The following is a 26,223-nucleotide window of genomic DNA, read 5'->3' on the forward strand; positions in this document are numbered from 1 at the left end:
GATATTTTTAAATACCCGAGCCCAGCTCTAAGTAGGTCCTATGCGTTTCTTACCAAGTAGTGCGTGGAAGATTACCGGTTTTGCCAGTGAAATTAGCCCGTCATACCGCCAAAAATTATTATCACTCGGTATGTTGCCAGGCTCTTCATTCAACGTTGTACGTGTTGCGCCGTTAGGCGATCCGATTCATATCGAAACACGTCGCGTCAGTTTGGTACTACGTAAAAAAGATCTCGAATTGCTGCACGTTGAAGCCATTGCCTGATTGGCGGGGTGAGCGTTCGCGCTCGTTGCTATTTTCTTTAAGTTCACGAAAAAAATGAAAAAATTAACTATCGGCTTAATAGGTAACCCTAACTCAGGGAAAACCACCTTATTCAACCAACTCACTGGTTCACGCCAGCGGGTTGGTAACTGGGCGGGCGTTACCGTAGAACGTAAAGAAGGCCAGTTTTCAACGCTTGCGCACCAGGTCACCCTGGTTGACTTGCCCGGCACTTACTCGCTGACCACCATTTCATCGCAAACCTCCCTCGATGAACAAATTGCCTGCCACTACATTCTCAGCGGTGACGCCGACCTGCTCATTAACGTTGTCGATGCGTCTAACCTCGAACGTAATCTCTATCTGACGTTACAACTTCTTGAACTGGGCATTCCTTGTGTCGTTGCGCTCAACATGCTCGACATCGCCGAGAAGCAAGATATTCGCATTGATATCGACGCACTCGCCGCACGTTTGGGCTGCCCGGTTGTACCCCTGGTTTCCACTCGTGGCCGTGGCATAGAAGGCCTGAAACTGGCAATCGACCGCCGTCTGCCAAATGCACATAGCGATTTAGTACTTTACCCGCCAAAACTGCTTGAAGAAGCCGACAAGCTGGCCACTGAAATGCCTGCCGATATGCCCGCACAGCAGCGCCGTTGGTTAGCACTGCAAATGCTTGAGGGCGATATCTACAGCCGTGAATACGCCGGTCACGCCGCTGACAAACTGGACGCGGTGCGTGCACAACTGGCAGCAGAGAACGAAGACCCGGCGCTGCTCATTGCCGATGCACGTTATCAAACTATCGCCGCCATCTGCGATTCTATCAGCAACAGTCTGACCGCCGAACCACACCGTTTAACGGCAATGATGGATAAAATCATTCTTAACCGCTTCCTCGGTTTGCCTGTGTTCCTGCTGGTGATGTACCTGATGTTCTTGCTGGCGATTAACATCGGCGGCGCATTGCAGCCCATTTTTGACGGCGGTTCTGCGGCTATCTTTATCCACGGTATTCAGTGGATTGGCGCCACACTTCACTTCCCAGGCTGGCTGACGATTTTCTTAGCGCAAGGTATCGGCGGTGGTATCAACACCGTGCTGCCACTGGTGCCACAAATCGGCATGATGTATCTGTTCCTTTCGTTCCTTGAAGACTCCGGTTACATGGCGCGTGCCGCATTCGTGATGGACCGCCTGATGCAATCCCTAGGCTTACCGGGCAAATCATTCGTACCGCTTATCGTCGGATTCGGGTGTAACGTGCCATCGGTGATGGGCGCACGTACGCTGGATGCTCCGCGTGAACGCCTGATGACCATCATGATGGCACCGTTTATGTCATGCGGTGCGCGTCTGGCTATTTTTGCAGTATTTGCCGCGGCATTCTTTGGGCAGCAAGGCGCGCTGGTTGTCTTCTCGCTCTATATTCTTGGCATCGTGATGGCGATTCTGACCGGCCTGATGCTCAAGCACACCATCATGCGCGGCGAAGCAACACCGTTTGTGATGGAGCTGCCGGTGTATCACGTTCCGCACCTGAAAAGCCTGCTGCTGCAAACCTGGCAACGTCTGAAAGGTTTCGTGCTGCGTGCCGGTAAAGTTATCGTCATCGTCAGTATTTTCATTGGTGCACTGAACAGTTTCTCGTTTAGCGGCAAAGAAGTGGACAACATCAATGATTCGGCTTTGGCATCAGTTAGCCGTGTGCTGACTCCATTGCTAAAACCGATTGGCGTCCATGAAGATAACTGGCAAGCGACCGTTGGCCTGTTTACTGGCGCAATGGCAAAAGAAGTGGTGGTTGGTACACTCAACACGCTTTACACCGCTGAAGACATGCATGAAGAACCGTTTGATGCCGCAAGCTTCAACTTGCTTGATGAGTTAGGCAGTGCTGCGGGTGAAACCTGGCAAAGCCTGAAAGACACTTTCAGCCTGAGCGTGCTGCTCAACCCAATCGAAGCCAGCAAAGGCGATGGTGAAATGGCAAGCGGCGCAATGGGCGTGATGAGTAGCAAATTCGGCAGTGCGGCTGCGGCCTATAGCTACCTGATTTTCGTTCTGCTCTATATCCCATGTATTTCGGTGATGGGTGCAGTGGCGCGTGAATCAAGCCGCGGCTGGATGATGTTCTCAGTTCTGTGGGGTCTGAACATCGCCTATTCACTTTCCACACTCTATTACCAGACTGTGACATTTAGTGCCCATCCACAGTTCAGCCTGGTCTGTATCCTCGCGGTGGTGTTGTTCAATGTGATGCTGATTGGTGGTTTACGCCGGGCACGTAGCCGTGTAGATGTCAGCCTGATGTCTACACGTAAAACAGTCACAGCCGCTTGCTGTAAAAGTAGCGCTGGCGATTGTCACTAAGGAGAAGGTATGGCGAGCTTAATTGAGATTCGTGATGCACTGGCGCTGCAAGGGCGTATGGATGCGACGCAAATTAGCCAACAGCTCGCGACACCATTGCCGCTGGTTAACGCCATGCTGAGCCGCCTCGAGGCTATGGGCAAGGCAATGCGTATCACAGAAGATCCGAGCGATTGTCTGACAGGCAGCTGTAAAAGCTGCCCTGAAGGTAAGAAATGTGTTCGGGAAATGTGGGTGTTGCGGGCGTAAAGGTTATGTAGATAGTGGATGGCACCATGGCTTATCCACTTTACAAAACCAATCGCGTAGGTCGGATAAGCGCAGCATCATCCGACTAAATCTGCTGATGAAACTCTTCAAGCACCCGGCAAACATCCTGCGGGTGCGAAATAAACGGTGCATGGGCCGCTTTAGGGAAAATAATTGCCTCACTTTGCGGCCAGCGCTCGTTCAGTAAACCCGAGATCTTGCGCGGTACCAACCCATCCAAATATCCATATAAACGCAGGAAAGGCACCGTAATCTGGCTCAGCGCTTCACGTAAATCCGCCGTTTTCAAAATTTCCAGACCACCGTTTAACACCTCAACGCTCGGCATAGGCTGCTCAAGCACAACCGCTTTCAGACGGCGAGCATCCTGGCGTGCAGTTTCTGTTCCCAGCGTTTGTAATGCCAGAAAACGCTCAACAGTTCGTTGAAAGTCTTCACTTAACTGATGCTGGAAGCCAGCCAGAACTTCAGGCTTGATGCCCGGCCAACTTTCCTGCGCAGTGAAACAAGGCGAAGAAGCGATAGTCACTAAACCTTTCACGCGCTGTGGATGGTTTAGTGCAACCTGGCTTGCCACCAGCCCACCTAAGCTCCAGCCCAGCCAAATCGCCTGCTCTGGCGCTTGCGCCAACACGATAGCAGCCATTTCTTCAAGAGTAAGCGCGTCGAACCCCTGGCTTCGGCCATAGCCGGGCAGGTCGACAAGATGAAGGCGAAAATGCGAGCTTAGTTCCTCGCAAATGCAATGCCATACTTCCGCATTCAGTCCCCATCCGTGCAGCAGCACAAGATCATCTTTCCCTTCACCTTTTGTCTGCCACCAAAGCTTGCTCATCAGTTACTGTTCTCATTTTTATCTGCAAGGAAGCGAATATGCTAACAGTCCCTGGGCTATGTTGGATATGCCAGATGCCACTCGCTTGCGCACATTGGGGGTTCTGTTCACGGTGTGCCAAAGCATTACCCATTCCACCACCCTGTTGCCCATGCTGTGGTTTACCCTGCGCAAACACCCACTCCCCCTGCGGCCGATGCCTGCAAAAGCCACCTGCGTGGAATGCGTTAATATTCGTTACCGATTACTGTCCACCAATGAGTTGGCTGGTTCAACGCTTCAAATTCAACGCAACTGTTGCTCTTGCCCCAGCTTTAGCGCGCTTACTGCTGCTACGTATTCTGGATACAAAACGCCATTTTCAGTGGCCTAAACCCGATTATATCGTGAGTGTTCCATTGCATTCGCGCCGTGCCTGGCTGCGTGGTTTTAATCAAAGCGACCTGCTGGCAAGGCAGCTCTCACACTGGCTGCAATGCGACTATCTCCCACAGGGCATCAAACGAATTCGAGCCGCGCAAACACAGCATCAGCTTAATGCCCGAATGCGACGCAACAATCTTAAAGGTGCTTTCAGGGTTGATTTTCCGGTAGCAGGCCGCCATATAATTATTGTGGATGATGTCGTCACGACGGGCAGTACGGTGGCGGAAATTGCGCAGATGCTGAAAAAGCAGGGCGCGGCGACTATCCAGGTGTGGTGCCTTTGTCGAACCTTGTAGACCCTCGATGATGGGCGTATTATAACCGACTAAAATAGTCAACTATTGAGCAATCGTTATGATCCGTATTTCCGATACAGCACAATCCCACTTTGCCAAACTGTTGGCAGGTCAGGAAGAAGGGACGCAAATTCGCGTATTCGTCATCAATCCTGGTACTCCAAATGCGGAGTGCGGGGTTTCTTACTGTCCGCCGGATGCGGTTGAAGCTTCAGATACTGCCCTGAAATTTGAGCAGCTGACTGCATATGTGGATGAGTTAAGCGCGCCTTACCTCGAAGATGCTGAAATTGATTTCGTCACCGACCAGCTTGGCTCGCAGCTGACACTGAAAGCACCAAACGCCAAAATGCGTAAAGTGTCTGACGATGCACCGCTGATGGAGCGCGTTGAATATATGCTGCAAGCCACGGTTAACCCACAGCTGGCAGGCCACGGCGGTCGTGTGACGCTGATGGAAATTACCGACGAAGGTTTTGCGATTCTGCAATTCGGCGGCGGCTGTAACGGCTGTTCAATGGTCGATGTGACCCTGAAAGAAGGCATCGAGAAGCAACTGCTGGCAGAGTTCCCTGAACTGAAAGGCGTTCGTGATTTGACCGAACACCAGCGTGGCGAGCACTCTTACTACTGATGCGAAATAGCGGTGGATAGCGCTTGCGCTTATCCACCCTACGCAAAACGATGTTGTAGGTCGGGTAAGCACTAGCGCCACCCGACATATCAAAAACTCCTATCTCTTCTTCCGCCGCTTATCTAAATCCTTCAGCAACTTATTTACGGTTTCGTCTGCGAACATTGCCTCAAGCGATGTCGACAACTTGCGTCGCCAGTTTTTGTATTGGTAGCTGGTCCCTGGAATATTCACCGGCTCCGCCATACCTAACCAATCTTCCGGTTGCAGACCCAATAACGCACTGTTGCTGTCGGCGATGTAACGCTGCATTCCGCGATTAAGCGTTGAGGTCATCGCCATTAGCGAGGCTTTGTGCCCTGCGCGTTTCGGCAAACAACCATATTCGTGCAGGCTATCGAGCAAACCTTGTTTCGCGCGTTCACGGTCCTGATACAACTCAGTCAGCATCTCTTCATCAGGGTAAAGCCCGAGCGTTTTACCCAGCGTCAAATCACCGCTTTCCCAGTAACCGCGCAGCGTCGGTAAATCGTGGGTGGTAGCTACCGCCATCGACTGCTTCGGCCACGCAAGCGGTGCGCGGAACTGTTTTTCGCTGTCGTGCTCGAAATAGAGCACTTTGTACGAGTAAACTCCGCTATCACGCAGCTTGCCGACGATCTCAACCGGCACAGTCCCGAGATCTTCACCGATCACCATGCAGTTATGGCGCTTACTTTCCAGCGCCAGTATCGACAGGAGATCGTCGACCGGGTAATGCACATACGCACCTTTATCTGCGGTTTCGCCATAGGGAATCCACCACAAACGCAGCATCGACATCACGTGGTCTATACGCAATGCGCCGCAGCTGGTCATATTGGAGCGCAACAGTTCGATAAACGGCTGATAGGCGCGCGCAGTAATCACATGCGGATCCATTGGCGGCAGCCCCCAGTTCTGGCCTAGCGGGCCAAGAATATCCGGCGGTGCTCCAACCGAGGCTTTCAGGCAGTAAAGCTCGCGGTCACACCAGGTTTCTGAGCCGCCTTCGGCAACACCTACCGCCAGATCGCGATACAAGCCAATTGGCATTTTAAAGCCCTGGCTGGTTTGCCAGCACGCATCAAACTGAGCGTAGGCAAGGTATTGCAGCCACAGATAGAAATTCACTTCGTCACTGTGTTCAGTGCAGAATGCTTTAACTTCAGGATTGTGCGCGTCGCGGAAACCTTCTGGCCATACCGGCCATCCCCAACGCATTTCATCCTCTTTGACCTGATAAGCGTGCAGCGCATCGAAAGCAGCCTGGTAGTAGAGGCTATCGCCGCCTTCCTGGACAAATTTCTGGAATGCGACAACCTGTTCGTCTCGCGCGCTACGCCGCGAAAACTGCTTCCACGCCATACGCAAAGCAGCCATCTTCAGCACGGTAACGGTGGAGTAATCTACCCACTGTGCATCACGAACTTCTTTCAGCATTTGCTGCGTGACCGGCATTTTCCACCAGTCTTGCGCTTCATCACTGAGCAAGAAATCATCAACCGCGTTCACGTCGATGTATATAACGTTCAACCAACGACGAGACGACGGGCTGTATGGGCTGGCGCTTTCAGGATTGGCAGGATACAGCGCGTGGATTGGGTTCAGGCCGATAAACGCCCCGCCCCGTTTTGCCACATCCACCAGCATGCGCTGTAAATCGCCGAAATCACCAATTCCCCAGTTATGTGCGGAACGCAAAGTATAGAGCTGTACACATGCGCCCCACAGTTTTTCATCCCGCATAAGCGCCGCTGGTTCATAACAGCGCTTTGGCGCAACAATCACGCGGCACTGCCAGTGGTGCTCGTTCTGGCTAACCGTCAGGTCGTGATAGCCTTCCGCCAACGCTGTAGGCAGAGTCAGCTTTTTGCCCGCCAGTGTATGCCCTTTGTGCTGCTTACCGTCTTCGGTGGTCAACTGCCATGTGTAATCACCGTTGCCTTCCAGCACTGTCGTCATGCGAGTGCCGGAGGTAAACACCAGCACATTTGCGACTGGCGTCACCGCCACCTTTTTTAAGGTGGTAGTACGGCTCATGGCTTCCAGCAAACGCTGCTTGGTATCCGCAGGGATAGCCTGCGGTTTGCCGTGGGCGTTAATGTAGTTTGGGCTAATTCCCGCCTCAAGAGCGGCGTTATCAAGACGTTTGCTGTCCATGCGTTCCCTTAGCGTTTTGCCTGCCAGATGCGTTGCTGATAATCACGGATAGAGCGATCGGAGCTGAACATGCCGCAACGCGCCGTGTTCAGAATCGCAGCACGAGTCCATGCCTCCTGGTCGAGATACAACGCATCCGCTAATTTCTGAGCTTCGGCATAGGCGGTGAAATCTGCCATCACTAAATACGGGTCACCGCCTTGTTTGCCGATGCTATGCAGCATCTGGTCGAACGCGTGTTTATCGCCATCGGCATAAATGCCCTTCTCAAGTTCTTTGAGTACCGCATCCAGCGCTTTGTCTTTCTTACGCCATTTCACCGGGTCGTAGCCTTTAGCTTTCAGCGCTTTCACTTGTTCCACGGTATGACCAAAGATAAAGATGTTTTCCTCGCCCACTTTCTCGGCAATTTCTACGTTCGCACCATCGAGCGTGCCGACGGTCAGTGCACCGTTGAGCGCGAGTTTCATGTTGCCAGTACCGGAAGCTTCTTTACCTGCAGTAGAAATTTGCTCTGAAATATCCGCCGCCGGAATCATTACTTCTGCCGCAGATACACAGTAATCCGGCAGGAATACGACTTTCAGCTGATCACCGACGATCGGATCGTTGTTGATCGCATGCGCCACTTTGTTGATGGCGAAGATAATATTCTTAGCGAGGTAGTAACCTGGTGCTGCTTTCGCGCCGAACAGATATACACGTGGTACGCGGGAAGCAGTCGGGTTTTCACGAATCTCTTTGTACTGCGCCAAAATGTGCAGCAGGTTCAGGTGCTGGCGTTTGTATTCGTGCAGGCGTTTGATTTGCACGTCGAACAGCGCATCCGGGCTTATCACAATGCCGGTGCGTGCTTTCACAAACGCCGCCAGCTTCACTTTGTTCTGATATTTGATGTCGCGGTATTCTTTGCGGAATTTTGCGTCATCGGCGTATTTTTCTAGTCCTTCAAGCACATCCAGATCGTTCGCCCACTCTTTCTTCAATTTCTTATCAAGAAGAGCAGCCAATGCCGGGTTGCATTGTTTGATCCAGCGGCGCGGCGTAATGCCGTTGGTGACGTTATGGAATTTGTTCGGCCACAGCTGGTGATATTCCGGGAACAGATCTTTCACTACCAGATCGGAGTGCAACGCCGCCACGCCATTTACCGCAAAGCCACTGACCACGCACATGTTCGCCATACGAACTTGTTTGTCATGTACCACGGCCAGTTTCGCCCAAACGGCTTCATCACCCGGCCAGGTTTTAGTAACCAGCTTCTTAAAGCGTGCGTTGATCTCATTGATAATCTGCATATGGCGTGGCAACAACGCTTTCACCAGTTTCTCGTCCCAGCACTCCAGCGCTTCAGGCATCAGCGTGTGGTTGGTGTAGGCGAAGGTTTTGCTGGTGATGGCCCAGGCTTCGTCCCAGCTCAATTGATGCTCGTCGATCAGCACACGCAGCAGCTCAGGAATGGCGATAGTTGGGTGGGTGTCATTAAGCTGAATCACTTCGTAATCAGCCAGTTCCGCAAGCTTGCGGCCCGCCAGATGGTGACGACGTAAAATATCGCCCACTGAACATGCGCACTGGAAATACTGCTGCATCAGGCGCAGTTTTTTGCCGTTCAGATGGTTGTCGTTCGGGTAGAGAACCTTGGTCAGTTTTTCCGCGTCGATGCCCTGCTGTTCTGCTTTCAGGAAATCGCCGTCATTGAATTTCGTTAAATCAAACGGATGGGCATGTTTCGCCTGCCATAAACGCAGCGGTTGCGCCACGCCGTTACGGTAGCCGATGACCGGCAAATCCCATGCTTCGCCGTGGAAAATAAAAGCCGGTTCCCAACGCACGGTTTTGCCGTCTTTAATCACTTTACCGCCGACACCCACTTGCACATCAAGTGCCACATTATGCTGGAACCATGGGTAGCTACCCCGCTTCCAGTCGTCAGGCGCTTCCATCTGGTGGCCATCCTGGAAGGATTGGCGGAACAAACCGTATTGGTAATTCAGACCGTAACCAATCGCAGACTGACCAACCGTTGCCATAGAATCCAGGAAACACGCAGCAAGACGTCCCAGGCCACCATTGCCTAGCGCCGGGTCGGTCTCTTCTTCCAGCAAATCGGTCAGGTTGATATCGAACGCTTTCAGCTCGTCTGCCACTTCCTGATACCAACCGAGGTTCAGTAAATTGTTACCCGTCAGACGACCAATCAAAAACTCCATCGAAATGTAGTTTACGTGGCGCTGGTTCTTCTCTGTTTTCGCGACAGGCTGTGCTGCCAACAATTCTGCCAACGCGCCGCTGACGGCATGCCACCATTGTTGCTGAGTCATTTCAGCGGCGGAATGTAGTCCGTAACGCTGCCACTGACGTGTCAGTGCAGCCTGAAATTGTGCTTTATTGAAGGTCGTCTGTGACATAGGGGCTCGGGTCCTGTGATGTTCTAATTTCATTACCCGTTAGTGTGCCGGGTGGCCTGGGCGAATTCCTCATCCTGAGGGGGATTACGGAGGGATGAGTACCGGGGAGTAGCTAGAAATGTGATCGCCGCCACTTAAAGTTAGGTGCTTGCTGGCAGAATGCCCACAAGCACTGAGTTTTTACTTCGACCTCCTCTACGCCTCGATTAGATTCATCTAATCAATAGAATTGTGACAAAGTGCAACTTACAACGCCTGAAACCCTTAACAATCTTGCAATAAGCCTTAATCTGGTCGACCTTGTAGTTAGTATTAATTACGAAGCGTGAAAAAAATCGCATTCGTGCATATCTCATACACAGTGAAGTGATTGACCATGCTGATCCCCTCCAAATTAAGTCGTCCAGTACGTCTGGAAAATACGGTGGTACGCGACCGGCTGTTGATGAAATTATCAACAGCTAATAACTATCGGCTGGCGCTAATAACCAGCCCGGCGGGTTATGGGAAAACCACACTGATTTCTCAGTGGGCGGCAGGGAAAAATGAGTTAGGTTGGTACTCTCTGGATGAGGGTGATAACCAACAAGAACGGTTCGCCAGCTATTTGATAGCGGCGATTCAACAAGCCACATCGGGTCATTGTGTGACCAGCGAAGTGATGGTGCAAAAACGCCAATACTCCAGCCTGACAGCTTTATTCGCACAGCTCTTTATTGAAATGGTGGAATGGCATCGCCCACTATTTTTAGTGATTGATGATTACCACCTAATAACCAACCCTGTCATTCATGAAGCTATGCGCTTTTTCATTCGCCACCAGCCAGAAAATATGACGCTGGTCGTGTTGTCGCGCAATTTGCCACAGCTGGGTATCGCCAATTTACGCGTACGCGACCAACTGCTGGAAATTGGTAGCCAGCAACTTGCATTCACACATCCAGAAGCGAAACAGTTCTTTGACCATCGGCTGAATTCGCCGCTCGAACATACCGACAGCAACAGCCTGTGTGATGATGTCGCGGGGTGGGCTACTGCGCTGCAATTAATCGCGCTTTCCGCACGTCAGAACAGTAACTCCTCGGCGCATCACTCCGCGCGTCGTCTTTCGGGCATAAATGCCAGCCACTTATCCGACTATCTGGCCGATGAAGTACTGGATAATGTCGATGCACAAACCCGTAACTTCCTGCTGCGCAGTTCGATTCTACGTTCGATGAACGACGCCTTAATTGTGCGCGTCACCGGCGAAGAAAACGGCCAGATGCGCCTTGAAGAGACAGAACGGCAAGGGCTATTCATTCAGCGCATGGATGACAGCGGCGAGTGGTTCCGTTTTCACCCACTGTTTGGCAATTTCTTGCGCCAGCGCTGCCAATGGGAACTGGCCACAGAACTTCCTGATATTCATCGCGCCGCAGCAGAAAGCTGGATGGCGCAGGGCTTCCCAAGCGAAGCTATTCACCACGCCCTTGCTGCAGGTGACGCCAGTTTGCTACGCGATATCTTGCTGCATCATGCCTGGGCGCTGTTCAACCACAGCGAACTCACGTTACTGGAAGAGTCGTTAAAAGCGCTGCCGTGGGAAAGTCTGCTGGAAAATCCAAAACTGGTTTTGCTTCAGGCGTGGCTAATGCAAAGCCAGCACCGCTACAGCGAAGTCAACACTCTTCTCGCGCGTGCTGAACAGGAAATGGATGTCGTGATGGACGATGTCATACATGGTGAATTTAACGCCCTGCGTGCCCAGGTCGCAATTAATGACGGCAACCCTGACGAAGCAGAGCGTCTGGCCATGATTGCTCTCGACATGCTGCCACTGGCCAGTTTCTACAGCCGTATTGTCGCAACTTCAGTTCACGGTGAAGTGCTGCACTGCAAAGGTGAGCTCACCAAATCGCTGTCTGTTATGCAGCAAACTGAGCAGATGGCGCGCCGCCACGATATGTGGCATTACGCGTTATGGGGCCTATGCCAGCAGAGCGAAATCTTGCTGGCACAAGGTTTTCTTCAGTCTGCCTGGGAATCGCAAGAGAAAGCCTTCGCATTGATTGAAGAGCAGCATCTGGAACAGCTCCCGCTGCATGAGTTTTTACTGCGTATTCGCGCGCAATTACTTTGGGCGTGGTCGCGCCTGGATGAAGCTGAAGCAACCACGCGTATGGGTCTGGAAGTACTTTCAGGCTATCAGCCACAACAGCAATTACAGTGCATGGCGTTGTTAGTGCAATGTTCGTTGGCGCGAGGCGACCTGGACAATGCGCGTAATCACCTGAATCGACTTGAAAACTTGCTGGGCAATGGTTCGTTCCATAGCGACTGGGTTTCCAACGCCGACAAAGTACGGGTGATCTACTGGCAAATGACGGGGGACAAAAAATCTGCCGCCAACTGGCTACGCCTGACGCCGAAGCCAGAATTTGCCAATAACCATTTCCTGCAAAGCCAGTGGCGTAACATCGCTCGCGCGCAAATTTTGCTGAGTGACTTTGAACCCGCCGAAATGGTGCTCGAAGAGTTAAACGAAAATGCGCGCAGCCTGCGTTTGATGAGCGATCTAAACCGCAACTTGCTTTTGTTAAACCAGCTTTACTGGCAGGCGGGACGTAAAAGCGATGCGCAGCGCGTGTTGCTGGAAGCACTCGCTTTAGCTAACCGTACAGGGTTTATCAGCCACTTTGTTATTGAAGGTGAAGCGATGGCGCAGCAGTTGCGCCAGTTAATTCAACTCAACACACTACCTGAGCTGGATCAACACCGCGCGCAGCGCATTTTGCGTGAAATTAACCAGCACCATCGCCATAAGTTTGCCCATTTTGATGAGAACTTTGTTAACCGTTTGCTGACGCACCCTGAAGTACCGGAGCTTATTCGTACCAGTCCACTGACTCAGCGCGAATGGCAGGTTTTAGGGCTGATTTATTCAGGCTACAGCAATGAACAAATTGCCGGAGAGCTGGATGTCGCGGCGACGACGATTAAAACGCACATTCGTAATTTGTATCAGAAGCTGGGTGTCGCGCATCGCCAGGATGCGGTGCAGCATGCGCAGAAATTGCTGAAGATGATGGGTTACGGAGTTTAGCTTTCTGAAATAAAACGGGCGGATGAAGCTAATGCTTATCCGCCCTATGGGAAAGGTGGTTGTAGGGTGGATAAACGAAAGCTTCATCCACCACTGTTTTTAAGACGCCAGCGATAACTTCGCCTTAGCATCCCGCTTTACCAGCCACAGTGCCACCCGCGCCTGCTGTTCTTCGGTCAACCACATACCTAATTTGGTACGACGCCAGATGGCATCATCAACGCCACGCACCCACTCATGCTCAACCAGGTAGCGCAATTCGGCCTCATAAAACTCATGCCCGAAATCTTCACCTAAATCACTGATGCTGGTGGTTCTGCCCAGAATTAAATCACTGTTGCTGCCGTAGGTGCGTGAAAAACGGCGAGCCAGGCTTTCTGTCAGGAATGGGTAACGGCGACGTAACTGCGCGGCGTAATCATCACGGTCGCCATTGATATCGCCACCCGGCAATGTACTGCCTTTCGTCCATGCCGGACCCATTTTCGGGTAATAGCCTTTCAGCTTATCCAGAGCATGTTCCGCGAGTTTGCGATAGGTTGTTAGCTTGCCGCCAAACACCGACAACAGCGGAGCTTTGCCATGCTCGTCATGGATATCGAGTGTGTAGTCACGCGTAATTGCTTGCGGTGAATCTGACTCATCATCGCAAAGCGGGCGCACGCCAGAATACGTCCAGACAATATCCTCGCGACTAAGTGTCTTTTTGAAGTGAGCGTTATAAGCATTCAGCAGGTAATTAATTTCATTGTCGTCGATGTGAACATCTTTCGGGTCGCCCTTATATTCCACATCGGTGGTGCCAATAATGGAGAATTCATCCATCCATGGGATCACGAACACAATACGCTTATCTTCGTTTTGCAGAATGTAAGCCTGCTTCTGGTTGTGTACGCGTGGTACCACGATATGGCTGCCTTTGATCAGGCGGATACCGTATGGCGAAGGCAACTGGAGGCCGTCGTCAAAGAAGTTTTTCACCCATGGGCCGGTCGCATTCACAAGCCCGCGAGCGCGCCAGCTAAAGGTTTCGCCGGTATCAATATCCTGGGCCTCAACAATCCAGTGGCCATTTTCACGGCGAGCGCGAGTTACACGGGTGCGGGTTTTCACTTCACCACCTTCACGCGTCACCATCTGCGCATTCGCCAGAACCAGACGGGCATCGTCTACCCAACAGTCAGAATATTCGAAACCGCGCACAATATTTGATTTGAGAACGGAATCTGCGCCAAAACGCAAACCGGTAGATGCAGGCAAACTGGTGCGTTTACCCAGATGGTCGTACATAAACAGGCCAATTCGAATCATCCACGCCGGACGTAAATGCGGGCGATGTGGCAAACGAAAGCGCATTGGGAAGGCGATATGTGGTGCCATATTGAGCAATACTTCGCGCTCGGCTAAGGCTTCGCTCACCAGACGAAACTCGTAATGTTCCAGGTAGCGCAGGCCACCGTGAATTAATTTAGAGCTATTAGAAGATGTTGCACTGGCCAGATCCTGCGCTTCAAGCATCAACACGGATAAACCACGGCCTGCGGCGTCAGCGGCGATACCTGCCCCGTTAATTCCTCCGCCAATCACAATCAGATCTTTAGTTTCCATGTTGCCCTCACACGCTTTCGTTAAAGTTCAAATATGTTCGTTATCGCTCATACTAGCAAGAGTACGCGCGCTTTGTAACGAAAAAAAAAACATTACTGCGTGATATGGATAACATAATGACGTTAATATCAGCGGTCAGAGGGGGAGATTCCCTTAATATGGCGCAAGCCGATTCAATAAAGTAACGAGCAAATCCATGGAAACTTTTGAGTGTATTGGTGTGGAAGAAGCACACCAGAAGTTGCAGCAAAAACTGGCAGTGTTAGTCGATATCCGCGATCCACAAAGCTTTGCGATGGGTCACACGCCGGGTGCATTCCATCTGACCAATGACCGTCTGGTGGCTTTTATGCAGCAAACTGATTTTGAAACCCCGGTGATGGTGATGTGTTACCACGGCAACAGCAGCAAAGGTGCGGCGCAGTATCTGCTGCAACAAGGTTACGATCAGGTATATAGCATCGATGGTGGTTTTGACGCATGGCACCGCCATTTCCCGTCAGAAGTCGCACACGGCGCGTCTTAAGTCGTCAGGGAATCGCGGCATTACAGGTATACTAATTTTTTTTGTATGGATTTAGTTGAAACCTTATGATCATGATTACCTCGTTTGCCAACCCGCGAGTCGCGCAGGCCTTTGTCGACTATATGGCGACGCAGGGGATTATCCTCACGATTCAAAGCCATGAACAAACAGATATCTGGCTGGCAAACGACAGCCAGGAATCACGCGTTCGTGCCGAGCTTGAACAATTCCTCGCAAACCCTGGTGACTCACGCTATCTGGCAGCAAGCTGGAATACCGGTCATACAGGTGGTGGTTTGCGTTATCAGCGCTACCCTTTTTTGGCCACAATTGCACAAAAAGCGGGCCCATTCACGATGGTCATTATGGCCGCCTGTGTACTGGTCTACCTGCTGATGCAAATCGTAGGCGATCGTGCGGTCATGACCTGGTTAGCCTGGCCATATAAAGAGAGTTTGCACTATGAATTGTGGCGCTATTTCAGCCACGCGTTGATGCACTTCTCGATAATGCACATCGCATTCAACTTACTGTGGTGGTGGTATCTTGGCGGCCCGGTAGAAAAGCGTCTCGGTAGCGGCAAACTCATTACGCTGACTCTGATTTCAGCCCTGCTTAGCGGCTTTGTGCAAGCCAAATTCGGCGGCCCAATGTTTGGTGGTTTGTCGGGCGTGGTTTATGCACTAATGGGGTATGTCTGGCTACGTGGCGAACGCGATCCAGAAAGCGGCATCTATATGCAGCGCGGCCTGATGGGCTTTGCTGTGCTGTGGATTGTGATAGGATTTTTCGATGTTTTAGGAATGTCGATCGCCAACGCCGCTCATATCACCGGGCTGATTGTTGGGCTTGCGATGGCGCTGGTTGATACAATGCATGCGCGAAAACGAACATAGCATTTCAGGAGAATAAAACAGCGTGAAGCAAACACAACGTCATGATGCGATTGTCGAACTGGTGAAAAAACAAGGTTATGTCAGCACCGAAGAGCTCGTCGAACAGTTTGCAGTCAGCCCGCAAACTATCCGTCGCGATCTTAATGATCTGGCAGACCAGAACCTGATCATGCGCCATCACGGTGGCGCCGCTCTACCTTCAAGTTCCGTGAATACGCCGTGGCACGATCGCAAGGCAACCCAAACTGCGGAAAAAGAACGTATCGCGCAGAAAGTTGCCAGCCAGATCCCTAACGGTGCCACACTGTTTATTGATATCGGCACCACACCGGAAGCCGTCGCTCATGCGTTGTTAAACCACAGCAATTTGCGCGTGGTAACCAATAATTTGAACGTCGCAAATACCCTCAAGATTAAAGAAGACTTCCGCATTATTCTGGCCGGTGGTGAGTTACGCAGCCGCGACGGTGGGATTATCGGCGAGGCGACACTCGATTTTATCTCTCAGTTCCGCCTGGATTTCGGCATTCTGGGGATTAGTGGCATCGACGGTGACGGTTCATTGCTGGAGTTTGATTACCACGAAGTTCGCACCAAACGCGCCATTATTGAAAACTCACGCTGTGTCATGTTGGTTGTAGACCACTCTAAGTTTGGTCGTAATGCGATGGTTAATCTTGGCAGCATTGCTTTGGTGGATGCGGTATATACCGATGCCATTCCACCTGCAGGTGTGATGCAGGTGATTGCTGAGAATAATGTGCAACTGGAGTTGTGCTGAGGCAATAACATGGTGGATGACGCCTGCGGCTTATCCACCCTACGTTCAGCGTTGTAGGGCGGATAAGCGCAGCGTCACTCGCCACTACTTATCCGCCCTAACTATTACAATCTCACCGGCTTAATATGCCAAATCTCATCGGCGTATTCCTGAATTGTCCTGTCAGATGAGAAATACCCCATATTGGCAATATTGTGCATAGCTCGAATGGTCCACTCTTCTGGCTGGCGATAAAGCTCATCCACCCTATCCTGGCAATCCACATAGCTGCGGTAATCTGCCAGCACCTGATAGTGGTCACCAAAGTTAATCAGTGAATCCAGCAGGTCACGATAGCGTGTCGGCTCATCCGGGCTAAACGTACCCGTACCGATTTGCGTCAGTACCTGATGCAGTTCTTCATCTTTTTCGTAGTATTCACGCGGCTTGTAGCCCTCGCGCCGTAGTGCTTCGACCTCTTCCGCGGTATTACCAAAGATAAAGATATTATCCGCCCCAACGTGTTCCAGCATTTCAACATTTGCACCGTCCAGCGTGCCAATGGTCAGCGCCCCATTCAGGCCAAACTTCATATTACTGGTGCCCGAAGCCTCAGTTCCCGCAAGAGAGATCTGCTCAGAGAGATCGGCTGCAGGGATAATGATCTGCGCAAGACTGACGCTGTAGTTCGGGATAAACACGACTTTCAGGCGATCTTTAACTACCGGATCGTTGTTGATCACCGTCGCCACATCATTGATGAGGTGAATAATGTGTTTTGCCATGTAATACGCAGACGCTGCTTTACCGGCGAAGATATTCACCCGCGGAACCCAATCGGCTGTCGGATCGGCCTTAATGCGGTTATAGCGGGTAATCACGTGCAGCACATTCATCAACTGCCGTTTGTATTCGTGGATACGTTTGATCTGTACATCAAACAGCGCATTGGGGTTAACGACCACATTGAGTTGCTGGCCAATGTAGCTTGCCAGGCGCTTTTTATTTGCCAGTTTCGCCTTACGCACATCCTGATGCACGGTTGGGTAATCAATGTGCTGTTTCAGGTCATTCAACTGGCTGAGATCGGTACGCCAGGTGCGGCCAATATTTTCATCCAGCACTTCTGAAAGCGGTGGGTTAGCCAAAGCCAGCCAGCGACGCGGCGTCACACCGTTCGTTTTATTACAAAAACGCATCGGGAAGATGGCAGCAAAATCAGCAAATAACGACTGAACCATCAGGTTGGAGTGCAGCTCAGAAACGCCATTCACTTTGTGACTGACAACCACCGCAAGCCAAGCCATACGAACCTTACGACCATTGGATTCATCAATGATCGAAGTGCGCCCCAGCAGAGCGGTATCGTTTGGATGTTGCTCCTGAAGGGTTTTCAGGAAGTAATCGTTAATCTCGAAGATTATCTGCAAATGGCGCGGCAGAATTTTGCCCAGCATATCTACCGGCCAGGTTTCCAACGCCTCGCTCATCAGAGTGTGGTTGGTATACGAGAATGCCTGACAGCAAACCTCAAAAGCATCTTCCCAACTGAACTTATGCTCGTCGATTAACAAACGCATCAGTTCAGGAATCGCCAACACCGGGTGCGTATCGTTAAGGTGGATGGCGATTTTATCCGCCAGGTTGTTATAGGTTTTATGCAATTGGAAATGACGGCTGAGAATATCCTGTACCGTTGATGAGACCAGGAAATACTCCTGGCGCAAACGCAGTTCACGGCCTGAATAGGTTGAGTCATCCGGGTAGAGCACGCGCGACACGTTTTCCGAATGATTTTTATCTTCCACCGCAGCGAAATAATCGCCCTGATTAAATTTACCAAGGTTAATTTCGCTACTTGCCTGCGCATTCCACAGGCGCAGCGTGTTTGTTGCATCGGTATCGTAGCCAGGGATTATCTGGTCATACGCGACCGCAAGAATTTCTTCGGTTTCTACCCAGCGGAATTTTTTGGCTTCAAGCTGCACGCGTCCACCAAAGCGCACTTTGTAGCGTGTGTTGTGGCGCTTGAACTCCCACGGGTTGCCGTACTCGAGCCAGTAATCTGGCGATTCTTTCTGACGGCCATCAACGATATTTTGTTTGAACATGCCGTAGTCATAGCGAATGCCGTAACCACGGCCAGGCAAACCGAGCGTTGCCAATGAATCGAGGAAACAGGCGGCGAGACGACCGAGCCCGCCATTGCCGAGGCCGGGGTCGTTCTCTTCGTCAATCAACTCTTCAAGATCCAGCCCCATCTCTTCCAGCGCATTTTTGACGTCTTCATAAATACCTAATGAAAGCAGCGCGTTGGAGAGTGTCCGGCCAATAAGAAATTCCATCGACAGATAGTAAACCTGGCGTACTTCCTGGGATAGCTGAGCACGGTTAGAACGCAGCCAGCGCTCTACCAACCTGTCACGAACCGCAAATAACGTGGCGTTTAGCCACTCATGTTTGTTCGCAATGGCAGGGTCTTTCCCAACCGTAAACATCAGTTTATAGGCGATTGAGTGCTTTAGAGCCTCAATACTGAGCGTCGGTGAAGCATAGGAAAAGGGTGCGTTCATATCAGTGATTCCTGGTGGATGGCTACAGCAAACGTTGGTACAGATCGCGGTAGGAATGCGCCGCTACCTGCCAGCTAAAATCCATGCCCATTGCCTGACGTTGAACAAATCGCCATAGCGAAGGGCGAGACCACAACACGAAGGCACGTCTAATCGCTCTTAACAGCGACCAGGCATTACTGTCTTCAAACACAAATCCACTGGCGATACCATCAGCCAGGTTTTCCAGCGAACTGTCAGACACGGTATCTGCTAGTCCGCCTGTGCGCCGCACCAATGGCAATGTGCCGTACTTAAGGCCATACAATTGCGTTAAGCCGCAAGGTTCAAAACGACTCGGCACCAAAATGACATCTGCCCCGCCTATGATGCGGTGCGAGAAAGCTTCGTGATAACCAATTTGGACACCCACCTGCCCTGGATGCTCTGCTGCTGCCGCAAGGAACCCTTCCTGCATCACCGAGTCACCCGCCCCCAATAATGCCAGTTGCCCACCTTGCTCAAGTAACCCTGGCAACGCTTCAAGCACCAAATCCAGGCCTTTCTGGCTGGTTAAACGACTCACTACTGCAAACAGCGGCGCTTTATCGTTAACCTTAAGCCCCATCGCCACCTGCAACTGGCGTTTATTCTCAGCCTTTTCCTCCAGCGTGTCGCGGGTATAGCGAGCAGCGAGAAGCAAGTCATGAGCAGGGTCCCAAATTTTCTCATCCACACCATTGAGGATGCCGGACAGCCGCCCTTCACGGTGACGCTGCCGCAACAGCCCTTCCATACCGTAGGCAAATTGCGGTTCGGTAATCTCGCGGGCATATGTCGGGCTGACCGCCGTAATATGATCAGCATAGTAAAGGCCAGCTTTCAAGTACGAAATTTGACCATTGAACTCCAGACCGTTCATGTCATAGAACGACCAGGGCAGATCAATTTCATTCATATGATGTGCGTAAAACAGCCCCTGATACGCCAGGTTATGGACAGTAAATACCGATTTTGCCGGGCGACCACGAGCTTCCAGATAGGCGGGCACCAGGCCCGCATGCCAGTCATGCGCATGCACAATATCCGGGTGCCAGAAGGGGTCCAGACCACATGCCATCTCAGCGCCTACCCAACCCAACAACGCAAAACGGTGCACGTTGTCGGTGTAAGCAAACTGATTTGTATCGTGATATGGGCTACCGGGACGATCGTATAAATGTGGGGCGTCAATCAGGTAAATTCCCACTCCGTTGAAGTGGCCATATAACAAAGTCATATGACCCGCGAAGGTGTCGCGATGTGCCACAACCTGCGCATCAACAATGCCACGACGAATGTCAGGGAAAGCAGGCAGCAAGACTCGCGTCTCAACGCCGCCTGCAATTTGTGCTGCCGGTAACGCGCCAAGCACATCCGCAAGACCACCCGTTTTCAGCAGTGGAAAAATTTCAGAACATACATGTAAGACCTGCATTATCGCTCCCGTATGGAAAGTCATAGCGCGAAATCGCGCGCCAAACGATAAAATTACTGCGCGCAGCCCTTGCTGCACGGCGGTCAATCCTTAAACATTTAACCAGGTAGCTTGGCCAGCATTTCACGAGTGACAAGCACAATACCTTCTTCAGAACGATAGAAACGACGTGCGTCTTCTTCGGCGTTCTCCCCGACGACCATCCCTTCAGGAATGACGCAGGCGCGATCGATAATGCAACGGCGCAACCGGCAAGAGCGCCCGACGATGACATCTGGCAACAACACTGACGAATCGATATTGCAAAACGAGTTAACGCGTACACGCGGGAACAGCACCGACTGAACCACCACCGATCCGGAAATAATGCAGCCGCCAGACACCAGCGAGTTGAGCGTCATACCGTGACTACCAGAGCGGTCTTGCACAAACTTCGCCGGAGGCAACGGTTCCATATGAGTGCGGATTGGCCAATCCCGGTCGTACATATCAAGCTCCGGCGTTACAGAAGCAAGATCAAGGTTAGCTTTCCAGTAAGCTTCCAGTGTCCCCACATCACGCCAGTATGGCTCGGCGTCTGGATCAGACTGCACACAGGAGAGTGGGAATGGGTGGGCAAACGCTTCACCGGATTTCATGACATACGGGATGATATCTTTCCCGAAGTCATGGCTTGAGTTTTCGTCTTTATCATCGGCTTCTAACAGTTCGTACAGATAATCGGCGTCGAAAACGTAGATACCCATACTGGCGAGTGCTTTGCTGTCGTCACCCGGCATGGACGGCGGGTTTGCCGGTTTCTCAACGAATTCGATAATTTTCTCTTCGCTATCAACCGCCATTACGCCAAATGCAGAAGCTTCATGGAGTGGAACAGGCATACATGCCACGGTACAGCGCGCACCTTTCTCCACATGGTCTATCAGCATGCGTGAGTAATCTTGCTTGTAGATATGATCACCCGCGAGGATAACCACGTACTCGGCTTTGTAGCGGCGAATAATATCGAGGTTTTGCGTAACGGCATCAGCGGTACCGCGATACCAGTTTTCACCGTGTACACGTTGCTGCGCCGGGAGCAAATCAACAAACTCGTTCATCTCTTCGCTAAAAAATGACCAGCCACGTTGGATATGTTGAACCAACGTATGTGACTGATATTGCGTAATCACACCAATACGGCGAATACCCGAGTTAATGCAATTGGACAGCGCAAAATCAATAATGCGGAACTTGCCACCAAAGTGGACAGCAGGCTTGGCGCGCGTTGAGGTTAAATCTTTCAATCGGGTACCGCGCCCACCAGCCAGAATCAGGGCTACAGATTTATTTGGCAGTTGTCTTGCCAACATCAGAGGATCGTTCTTATCAAGCCTAACCATGACTGACTCCTTTTTTATGATTTCTGGAAAACGCATACTCCGTGCGCGGGACCATGCCATACAGCCATTACCACCGGGTTGTCTTCGCCGGCAAACGGAGGAATAGCACGCCATTCCCCTTCGGGTAGAACGATGTCTGCCACTTCTTCGGTAGCGTTAATCGTAATAAGCCAACGATCTGAGAGTTGGATTTGTAACCGATGAACCCCGTTCTCCCACTCGTCAGCATTCAGAGGTTGAGCCTCTTTATTCCACCAGCGCACATTGCCATCGCCTTCCTCCCACCAGACATTTCGGGTTAATGCCGGAATCGTCTTGCGTAGATGAATCAATGTCGCGGTAAAAGTGGTTAAGCCATCGTTGCAGTGTTCCCAGTCAAGCCATGTCAGTTGGTTATCCTGGCAATAAGCATTGTTATTACCATGCTGACTGTGCCCATGTTCATCACCGGCCAAAAGCATCGGCGTACCCTGAGACAGCAGTAACAATGTAAGCAAGGCGTGAACGCTGTCGCGCCGTCTTTCTTTAATATTCAGCGAGGCTTCCAGCCCTTCGAAGCCATAGTTATTGCTGTAGTTATTGTTGGTGCCATCACGGTTGTCTTCACCGTTAGCTTCATTGTGTTTTTGATTGAAGCTGACACAATCACGCAGGGTGAAGCCGTCGTGAGCCGTGATTAAATTGATGCTGATCGAAGGGAGGCGATCTCCATGTCGATAGACATCACTTGAACCGGCAAAACGGCAAGCGAATCCCCCCAACGATAAATCTTGTCGCAGCCAGAAACGCCGCATACCGTCACGAAAATGATCGTTCCATTCCGCAAATAAAGGCGGATAGTTACCAACCTGATAACCCCCTGCACCAATATCCCAAGGTTCCGCAATCAGCTTTATCTGCGACAAAATCGGATCGTTTTTGATCGCCTCAAACAATGGTGCATCCTGACGGAATTCCGGGGTTCGCCCCATGATCGATGCCAGATCGAAACGGAAACCATCAATATGGCAGCTGTCGACCCAATAACGCAGGCAATCCACTACCTGCGCCACTACGCCTGGCGTGCTCAAATTCAAGGTGTTACCGCAACCAGTCCAGTTCTGGTAATCACCATTGTCCATTAACCAATAATAGCTACGGTTATCGATTCCGCTCAGCGAGAGGGTTGGACCGTCACGATCCAGCTCGGCGCTGTGGTTAAGAACGATGTCAAGAATCACCTCAATTCCCGCTTCGTGCAGTGCTTTCACCGCACCACGCAGCTCGTTGGCGGCGGCAAGCGGATCATGATTTACCGCGTAAAAACCTTCGGCGGCGTAAAACGAACGCGGGTTATAGCCCCAATAGTTGCTTAACCCTAAATGAGCAACGCGCGGCTCCGTGACAAAATGCGCGACCGGCATCAATTCAAGCGCCGTAATCCCGAGGCGTTTGAAATAGTTAATCATCACCGGATGGCCGAGTGCGGCATAAGTGCCGCGCAGCTCTTCGGGTATTTCCGGATGCAATAACGTCAGCCCACGAACATGCGCTTCGTAAATAACCGTGTCGCCCCAAGGGGTGCGCGGGTGTTCATCGCCTTCCCAGTCGAACTTATCGCGCACCACCACGCATTTCGCCATGTGTGGGGCGCTGTCTTCCAGGTTTGGCTCATCATAACCACCGTGAAGATGGGGGTGGTTATCAACGCCGCCAACAACCACTCGTGCACAAGGGTCTAGCAACAGTTTTGCTGGGTTAAAACGGTGCCCATTTTGCGGATCCCATGGGCCGTGGACTCGATAGCCATATTTCAGGCCAGGCTTTGCATCTGGCAAATAACCATGCCAGATGTCGCCTGTGCGCACCGGCAAGTCATAACGCCGCTCGTGGCCATGTTCGTCAAAAACGCACAGTTCGACCTTTTCTGCATGAACCGAAAACAGTGTGAAATTGACGCCTTTTCCATCAAAAAACGAACCATACGGAGCCGGGCTCCCGGCAGTGAGTTGCGTCATTCAGCCTCCCGAACCAACCAGATAGTCGAAAGCGGAGGCAATGTCAGACTCAGGGAGTGCTCGCGACCGTGGCTTGGAATAGCATCGCTATGCACGGCACCGCTGTTCCCGGCATTACTGCCGTGATAGTGCATTGAGTCTGTGTTCAGCTCCTCGCGCCAGCGACCTGGCTGATTAATACCAAAGCGATAGTTGTAGCGCGGCACCGGGGTGAAGTTACTGGCAACAATGATTTCATTGCCTTTTGAGTCACGGCGCACAAAGATAAATACCGAATTAATGTTGTCTTCAACCACCAGCCATTCAAAACCATAGCTGTCAAAGTCCAGTTCGTGCATCGCAGCATGGTGGCGATATGTGCGGTTTAAATCGCGCACCAGCCGCTTCACGCCGTGATGCCAGTTGTCGCCGCCTTCCAGCAAGTGCCAGTCGAGACTACTGTCGTGGTTCCACTCTCGCCCTTGGGCGAATTCATTGCCCATAAACAGCAACTTTTTACCAGGGAAAGCCCACATCCAGCCGTAGTAGGCGCGCAGGTTGGCAAACTTCTGCCAGGCATCGCCAGGCATGCGGTCGAGAATGGATTTTTTGCCGTGTACCACTTCATCATGCGACAGCGGCAATACGAAGTTTTCGGTGCTGTTGTACAGCATGCCAAAAGTCATCTTGTCGTGATGGTACTGGCGGTGAATGGGGTCGAGTTTCATGTAGTCGAGCGTGTCGTGCATCCAGCCAAGGTTCCATTTAAACCAGAAACCTAAACCGCCCATGGAAGGTGGCCGCGACACGCCGGTAAAGTCGGTCGACTCTTCAGCCATGGTTACCGCACCCGGCGTTTGCTCCCCAATAATACGGTTGGTATTACGCAGAAATTCGATAGCTTCGAGGTTTTCACGCCCGCCTTTATCGTTAGGTATCCATTCACCAGGCTTGCGGCTGTAATCGCGGTAAATCATCGATGCCACCGCATCAACACGTAAACCATCAATACCGAAGCGTTCGATCCAGTACAGTGCGTTGCCTACCAGATAGTTACTGACTTCACGACGCCCATAGTTGTAAATCAGCGTGTTCCAATCCTGGTGATAACCTTCGCGCGGGTCGCCGTGTTCATACAAGGATGTACCGTCAAATTTCGCAAGGCCTGCATCGTCAGTCGGGAAATGACCAGGAACCCAATCGAGCAGCACATTTAAGCCCGCAGCATGCGCGGCATTAATAAAATATCGGAAGTCTTCACGCGTACCGAAACGGCGTGTTGGTGCGTATAAACCTTGTGGCTGATACCCCCAACTGCCATCGAATGGGTGCTCGTTAATCGGCAACAGTTCGAGGTGAGTAAAGCCCATCTCTTTTACGTATGGCACCAGTTGATCTGCCAATTCGCGGTAACTGAGCCAGAAATTATTGTCGGCATGGCGACGCCATGAACCAAGATGGACTTCATAAATTGAAATGGGCTGGTCAAAGCCATTCGCACGCTGGCGCGCCGGGCTAAGAGTGGTTTTATCAGGCAATCCGCAAATCAGCGACGCGGTTTCCGGGCGCATTTGCGACTCAAACGCATAGGGGTCAGCCTTCAGGCGCAGATGCCCTTCGGTATCAATCAGTTCGAACTTATAGAGCTGCCCAGGATGCGCGCCTGGAATAAAGAGTTCCCAGATACCGCTTTCACGGCGCAAACGCATCGGGTGGCGACGGCCATCCCAGTAGTTAAACTGGCCAACAACTGAGACGCGACGGGCATTAGGTGCCCAAACGGAGAAACGAGTACCGGTAACGCCATCCATTGTGTCGGCATGTGCGCCGAGCGTTTCATAGGGGCGTAAATGCGTGCCTTCGGACAACAGCCAGCTATCCATCTCCTGAATTAGCGGGCCAAAGCGATAGGGATCATCAATAAGATTTTCATGGCCATGCCAGACGACAGCCAGTTGGTAACGGAAGATATTTTTACGACGGGGGATGACCCCGCAAAAGAAACCACGTGAATCAATACACTCTAACTTACCGACCTTACCACCTGTTTTCGGGTCGATAACCCATACTTCTGTAGCATTCGGTAACAGGGCGCGAACTTCCAGCCCGGCTTCAGTTTTATGCATTCCCAGCAGCGAAAAAGGATCAGCAAAATGACCCGCAATTAGCGCATTTATCACGTCTTTCTCTGGATGAACAGACATGGAATTCGTCCTGTTTTTTGTCATTCATTGACCCTAACGGACGGCAATAACATTGTTTTCCTG

General features: G+C 51.5%; 18 protein-coding genes. 9 read left to right on the forward strand and 9 right to left on the reverse strand.

Going from position 1 to position 26,223, the window contains the following annotated elements; translation table 11 throughout:
* Positions 1-40: 40 nt before the first annotated feature.
* The 3 genes from feoA to feoC are packed head-to-tail and all read left to right on the forward strand — an operon-like array spanning position 41 to position 2,890.
* Positions 41-265 carry a ferrous iron transporter A gene (gene feoA / locus IX31_RS16140; protein WP_034460312.1) on the forward strand — a complete coding sequence of 75 codons (225 nt, stop codon included), beginning with the start codon at positions 41-43 and terminating at the stop codon, positions 263-265.
* Positions 266-319: 54 nt separating this feature from the next.
* Positions 320-2,641, forward strand: a complete 2,322-nt coding sequence (feoB, locus tag IX31_RS16145; protein WP_034460313.1) for a Fe(2+) transporter permease subunit FeoB — start codon at positions 320-322, stop codon at positions 2,639-2,641.
* 9 nt (positions 2,642-2,650) lie between these two features.
* Positions 2,651-2,890 (forward strand): [Fe-S]-dependent transcriptional repressor FeoC, encoded by a 240-nt coding sequence (feoC, locus tag IX31_RS16150; protein ID WP_034460314.1) that lies wholly within the window; start codon positions 2,651-2,653, stop codon positions 2,888-2,890.
* An 85-nt stretch (positions 2,891-2,975) separates the two neighbouring features.
* On the opposite strand, the gene bioH is transcribed toward feoC, so the two are convergent.
* Positions 2,976-3,746, reverse strand: coding sequence for a pimeloyl-ACP methyl ester esterase BioH (bioH, locus tag IX31_RS16155; protein WP_034460315.1), 771 nt, complete (start codon positions 3,744-3,746; stop codon positions 2,976-2,978).
* 38 nt (positions 3,747-3,784) lie between these two features.
* Here bioH and gntX point away from each other — a divergent pair, with 38 nt between their 5' ends.
* Both gntX and nfuA read left to right on the forward strand, forming a co-directional pair.
* A complete protein-coding gene (gntX, locus tag IX31_RS16160) occupies positions 3,785-4,468 on the forward strand; it encodes a DNA utilization protein GntX (protein ID WP_034460316.1) in 684 nt (227 codons plus the stop codon).
* 58 nt (positions 4,469-4,526) lie between these two features.
* Positions 4,527-5,102 carry a Fe-S biogenesis protein NfuA gene (nfuA, locus tag IX31_RS16165; protein WP_034460317.1) on the forward strand — a complete coding sequence of 192 codons (576 nt, stop codon included), beginning with the start codon at positions 4,527-4,529 and terminating at the stop codon, positions 5,100-5,102.
* A 99-nt stretch (positions 5,103-5,201) separates the two neighbouring features.
* Here the strand turns inward: nfuA and malQ are convergent, their stop codons facing one another.
* Both malQ and malP read right to left on the reverse strand, forming a co-directional pair.
* On the reverse strand, positions 5,202-7,283 hold the full coding sequence (malQ, locus tag IX31_RS16170) for a 4-alpha-glucanotransferase (protein ID WP_034460318.1): 2,082 nt from the start codon (positions 7,281-7,283) through the stop codon (positions 5,202-5,204).
* A gap of 8 nt (positions 7,284-7,291) precedes the next feature.
* Positions 7,292-9,694: a maltodextrin phosphorylase gene (malP, locus tag IX31_RS16175; RefSeq protein WP_034460319.1), complete on the reverse strand. Its 2,403-nt coding sequence runs from the start codon at positions 9,692-9,694 to the stop codon at positions 7,292-7,294.
* Between the two features lie 376 nt (positions 9,695-10,070).
* Here malP and malT point away from each other — a divergent pair, with 376 nt between their 5' ends.
* On the forward strand, positions 10,071-12,779 hold the full coding sequence (malT, locus tag IX31_RS16180) for an HTH-type transcriptional regulator MalT (protein ID WP_034460320.1): 2,709 nt from the start codon (positions 10,071-10,073) through the stop codon (positions 12,777-12,779).
* A gap of 99 nt (positions 12,780-12,878) precedes the next feature.
* Here the strand turns inward: malT and glpD are convergent, their stop codons facing one another.
* Positions 12,879-14,387, reverse strand: coding sequence for a glycerol-3-phosphate dehydrogenase (gene glpD / locus IX31_RS16185; RefSeq protein WP_034460321.1), 1,509 nt, complete (start codon positions 14,385-14,387; stop codon positions 12,879-12,881).
* A gap of 196 nt (positions 14,388-14,583) precedes the next feature.
* Between glpD and glpE the strand changes: the two genes are divergently transcribed.
* The 3 genes from glpE to IX31_RS16200 all read left to right on the forward strand — a co-directional run bounded on the left by glpE (position 14,584) and on the right by IX31_RS16200 (position 16,590).
* A complete protein-coding gene (gene glpE / locus IX31_RS16190) occupies positions 14,584-14,913 on the forward strand; it encodes a thiosulfate sulfurtransferase GlpE (protein ID WP_034460322.1) in 330 nt (109 codons plus the stop codon).
* Positions 14,914-14,978: 65 nt separating this feature from the next.
* On the forward strand, positions 14,979-15,809 hold the full coding sequence (gene glpG / locus IX31_RS16195; RefSeq protein WP_034460323.1) for a rhomboid family intramembrane serine protease GlpG: 831 nt from the start codon (positions 14,979-14,981) through the stop codon (positions 15,807-15,809).
* A gap of 22 nt (positions 15,810-15,831) precedes the next feature.
* Positions 15,832-16,590, forward strand: coding sequence for a DeoR/GlpR family transcriptional regulator (locus tag IX31_RS16200; RefSeq protein WP_034460324.1), 759 nt, complete (start codon positions 15,832-15,834; stop codon positions 16,588-16,590).
* 104 nt (positions 16,591-16,694) lie between these two features.
* Here IX31_RS16200 and glgP read toward each other — a convergent pair whose 3' ends face one another.
* The 5 genes from glgP to glgB form a co-directional block, all read right to left on the reverse strand.
* Positions 16,695-19,142, reverse strand: coding sequence for a glycogen phosphorylase (glgP, locus tag IX31_RS16205; protein ID WP_034460325.1), 2,448 nt, complete (start codon positions 19,140-19,142; stop codon positions 16,695-16,697).
* Positions 19,143-19,164: 22 nt separating this feature from the next.
* Positions 19,165-20,598: a glycogen synthase GlgA gene (gene glgA, locus IX31_RS16210; RefSeq protein ID WP_034460728.1), complete on the reverse strand. Its 1,434-nt coding sequence runs from the start codon at positions 20,596-20,598 to the stop codon at positions 19,165-19,167.
* Between the two features lie 98 nt (positions 20,599-20,696).
* On the reverse strand, positions 20,697-21,980 hold the full coding sequence (gene glgC, locus IX31_RS16215; RefSeq protein ID WP_034460326.1) for a glucose-1-phosphate adenylyltransferase: 1,284 nt from the start codon (positions 21,978-21,980) through the stop codon (positions 20,697-20,699).
* 14 nt (positions 21,981-21,994) lie between these two features.
* Positions 21,995-23,977, reverse strand: coding sequence for a glycogen debranching protein GlgX (glgX, locus tag IX31_RS16220; RefSeq protein ID WP_034460327.1), 1,983 nt, complete (start codon positions 23,975-23,977; stop codon positions 21,995-21,997).
* On the reverse strand, positions 23,974-26,160 hold the full coding sequence (glgB, locus tag IX31_RS16225) for a 1,4-alpha-glucan branching enzyme (protein ID WP_034460328.1): 2,187 nt from the start codon (positions 26,158-26,160) through the stop codon (positions 23,974-23,976). Before glgB ends, glgX begins: the two co-directional genes overlap by 4 nt.
* Positions 26,161-26,223: the final 63 nt, after the last annotated feature.

Origin of the sequence: Buttiauxella noackiae (genome assembly GCF_000737905.1) — a bacterium.
Lineage (GTDB): Bacteria > Pseudomonadota > Gammaproteobacteria > Enterobacterales > Enterobacteriaceae > Buttiauxella > Buttiauxella noackiae.

Coding starts and splice junctions, on each gene's coding strand:
- feoA (WP_034460312.1), top strand. CDS start 41: ATGCGTTTCTTACCAAGTAGTGCGTGGAAGATTACCGGTTTTGCCAGT.
- feoB (WP_034460313.1), top strand. CDS start 320: ATGAAAAAATTAACTATCGGCTTAATAGGTAACCCTAACTCAGGGAAA.
- feoC (WP_034460314.1), top strand. CDS start 2,651: ATGGCGAGCTTAATTGAGATTCGTGATGCACTGGCGCTGCAAGGGCGT.
- bioH (WP_034460315.1), bottom strand. CDS start 3,746: ATGAGCAAGCTTTGGTGGCAGACAAAAGGTGAAGGGAAAGATGATCTT.
- gntX (WP_034460316.1), top strand. CDS start 3,785: ATGCTAACAGTCCCTGGGCTATGTTGGATATGCCAGATGCCACTCGCT.
- nfuA (WP_034460317.1), top strand. CDS start 4,527: ATGATCCGTATTTCCGATACAGCACAATCCCACTTTGCCAAACTGTTG.
- malQ (WP_034460318.1), bottom strand. CDS start 7,283: ATGGACAGCAAACGTCTTGATAACGCCGCTCTTGAGGCGGGAATTAGC.
- malP (WP_034460319.1), bottom strand. CDS start 9,694: ATGTCACAGACGACCTTCAATAAAGCACAATTTCAGGCTGCACTGACA.
- malT (WP_034460320.1), top strand. CDS start 10,071: ATGCTGATCCCCTCCAAATTAAGTCGTCCAGTACGTCTGGAAAATACG.
- glpD (WP_034460321.1), bottom strand. CDS start 14,387: ATGGAAACTAAAGATCTGATTGTGATTGGCGGAGGAATTAACGGGGCA.
- glpE (WP_034460322.1), top strand. CDS start 14,584: ATGGAAACTTTTGAGTGTATTGGTGTGGAAGAAGCACACCAGAAGTTG.
- glpG (WP_034460323.1), top strand. CDS start 14,979: ATGATCATGATTACCTCGTTTGCCAACCCGCGAGTCGCGCAGGCCTTT.
- glgP (WP_034460325.1), bottom strand. CDS start 19,142: ATGAACGCACCCTTTTCCTATGCTTCACCGACGCTCAGTATTGAGGCT.
- glgA (WP_034460728.1), bottom strand. CDS start 20,598: ATGCAGGTCTTACATGTATGTTCTGAAATTTTTCCACTGCTGAAAACG.
- glgC (WP_034460326.1), bottom strand. CDS start 21,980: ATGGTTAGGCTTGATAAGAACGATCCTCTGATGTTGGCAAGACAACTG.
- glgX (WP_034460327.1), bottom strand. CDS start 23,977: ATGACGCAACTCACTGCCGGGAGCCCGGCTCCGTATGGTTCGTTTTTT.
- glgB (WP_034460328.1), bottom strand. CDS start 26,160: ATGTCTGTTCATCCAGAGAAAGACGTGATAAATGCGCTAATTGCGGGT.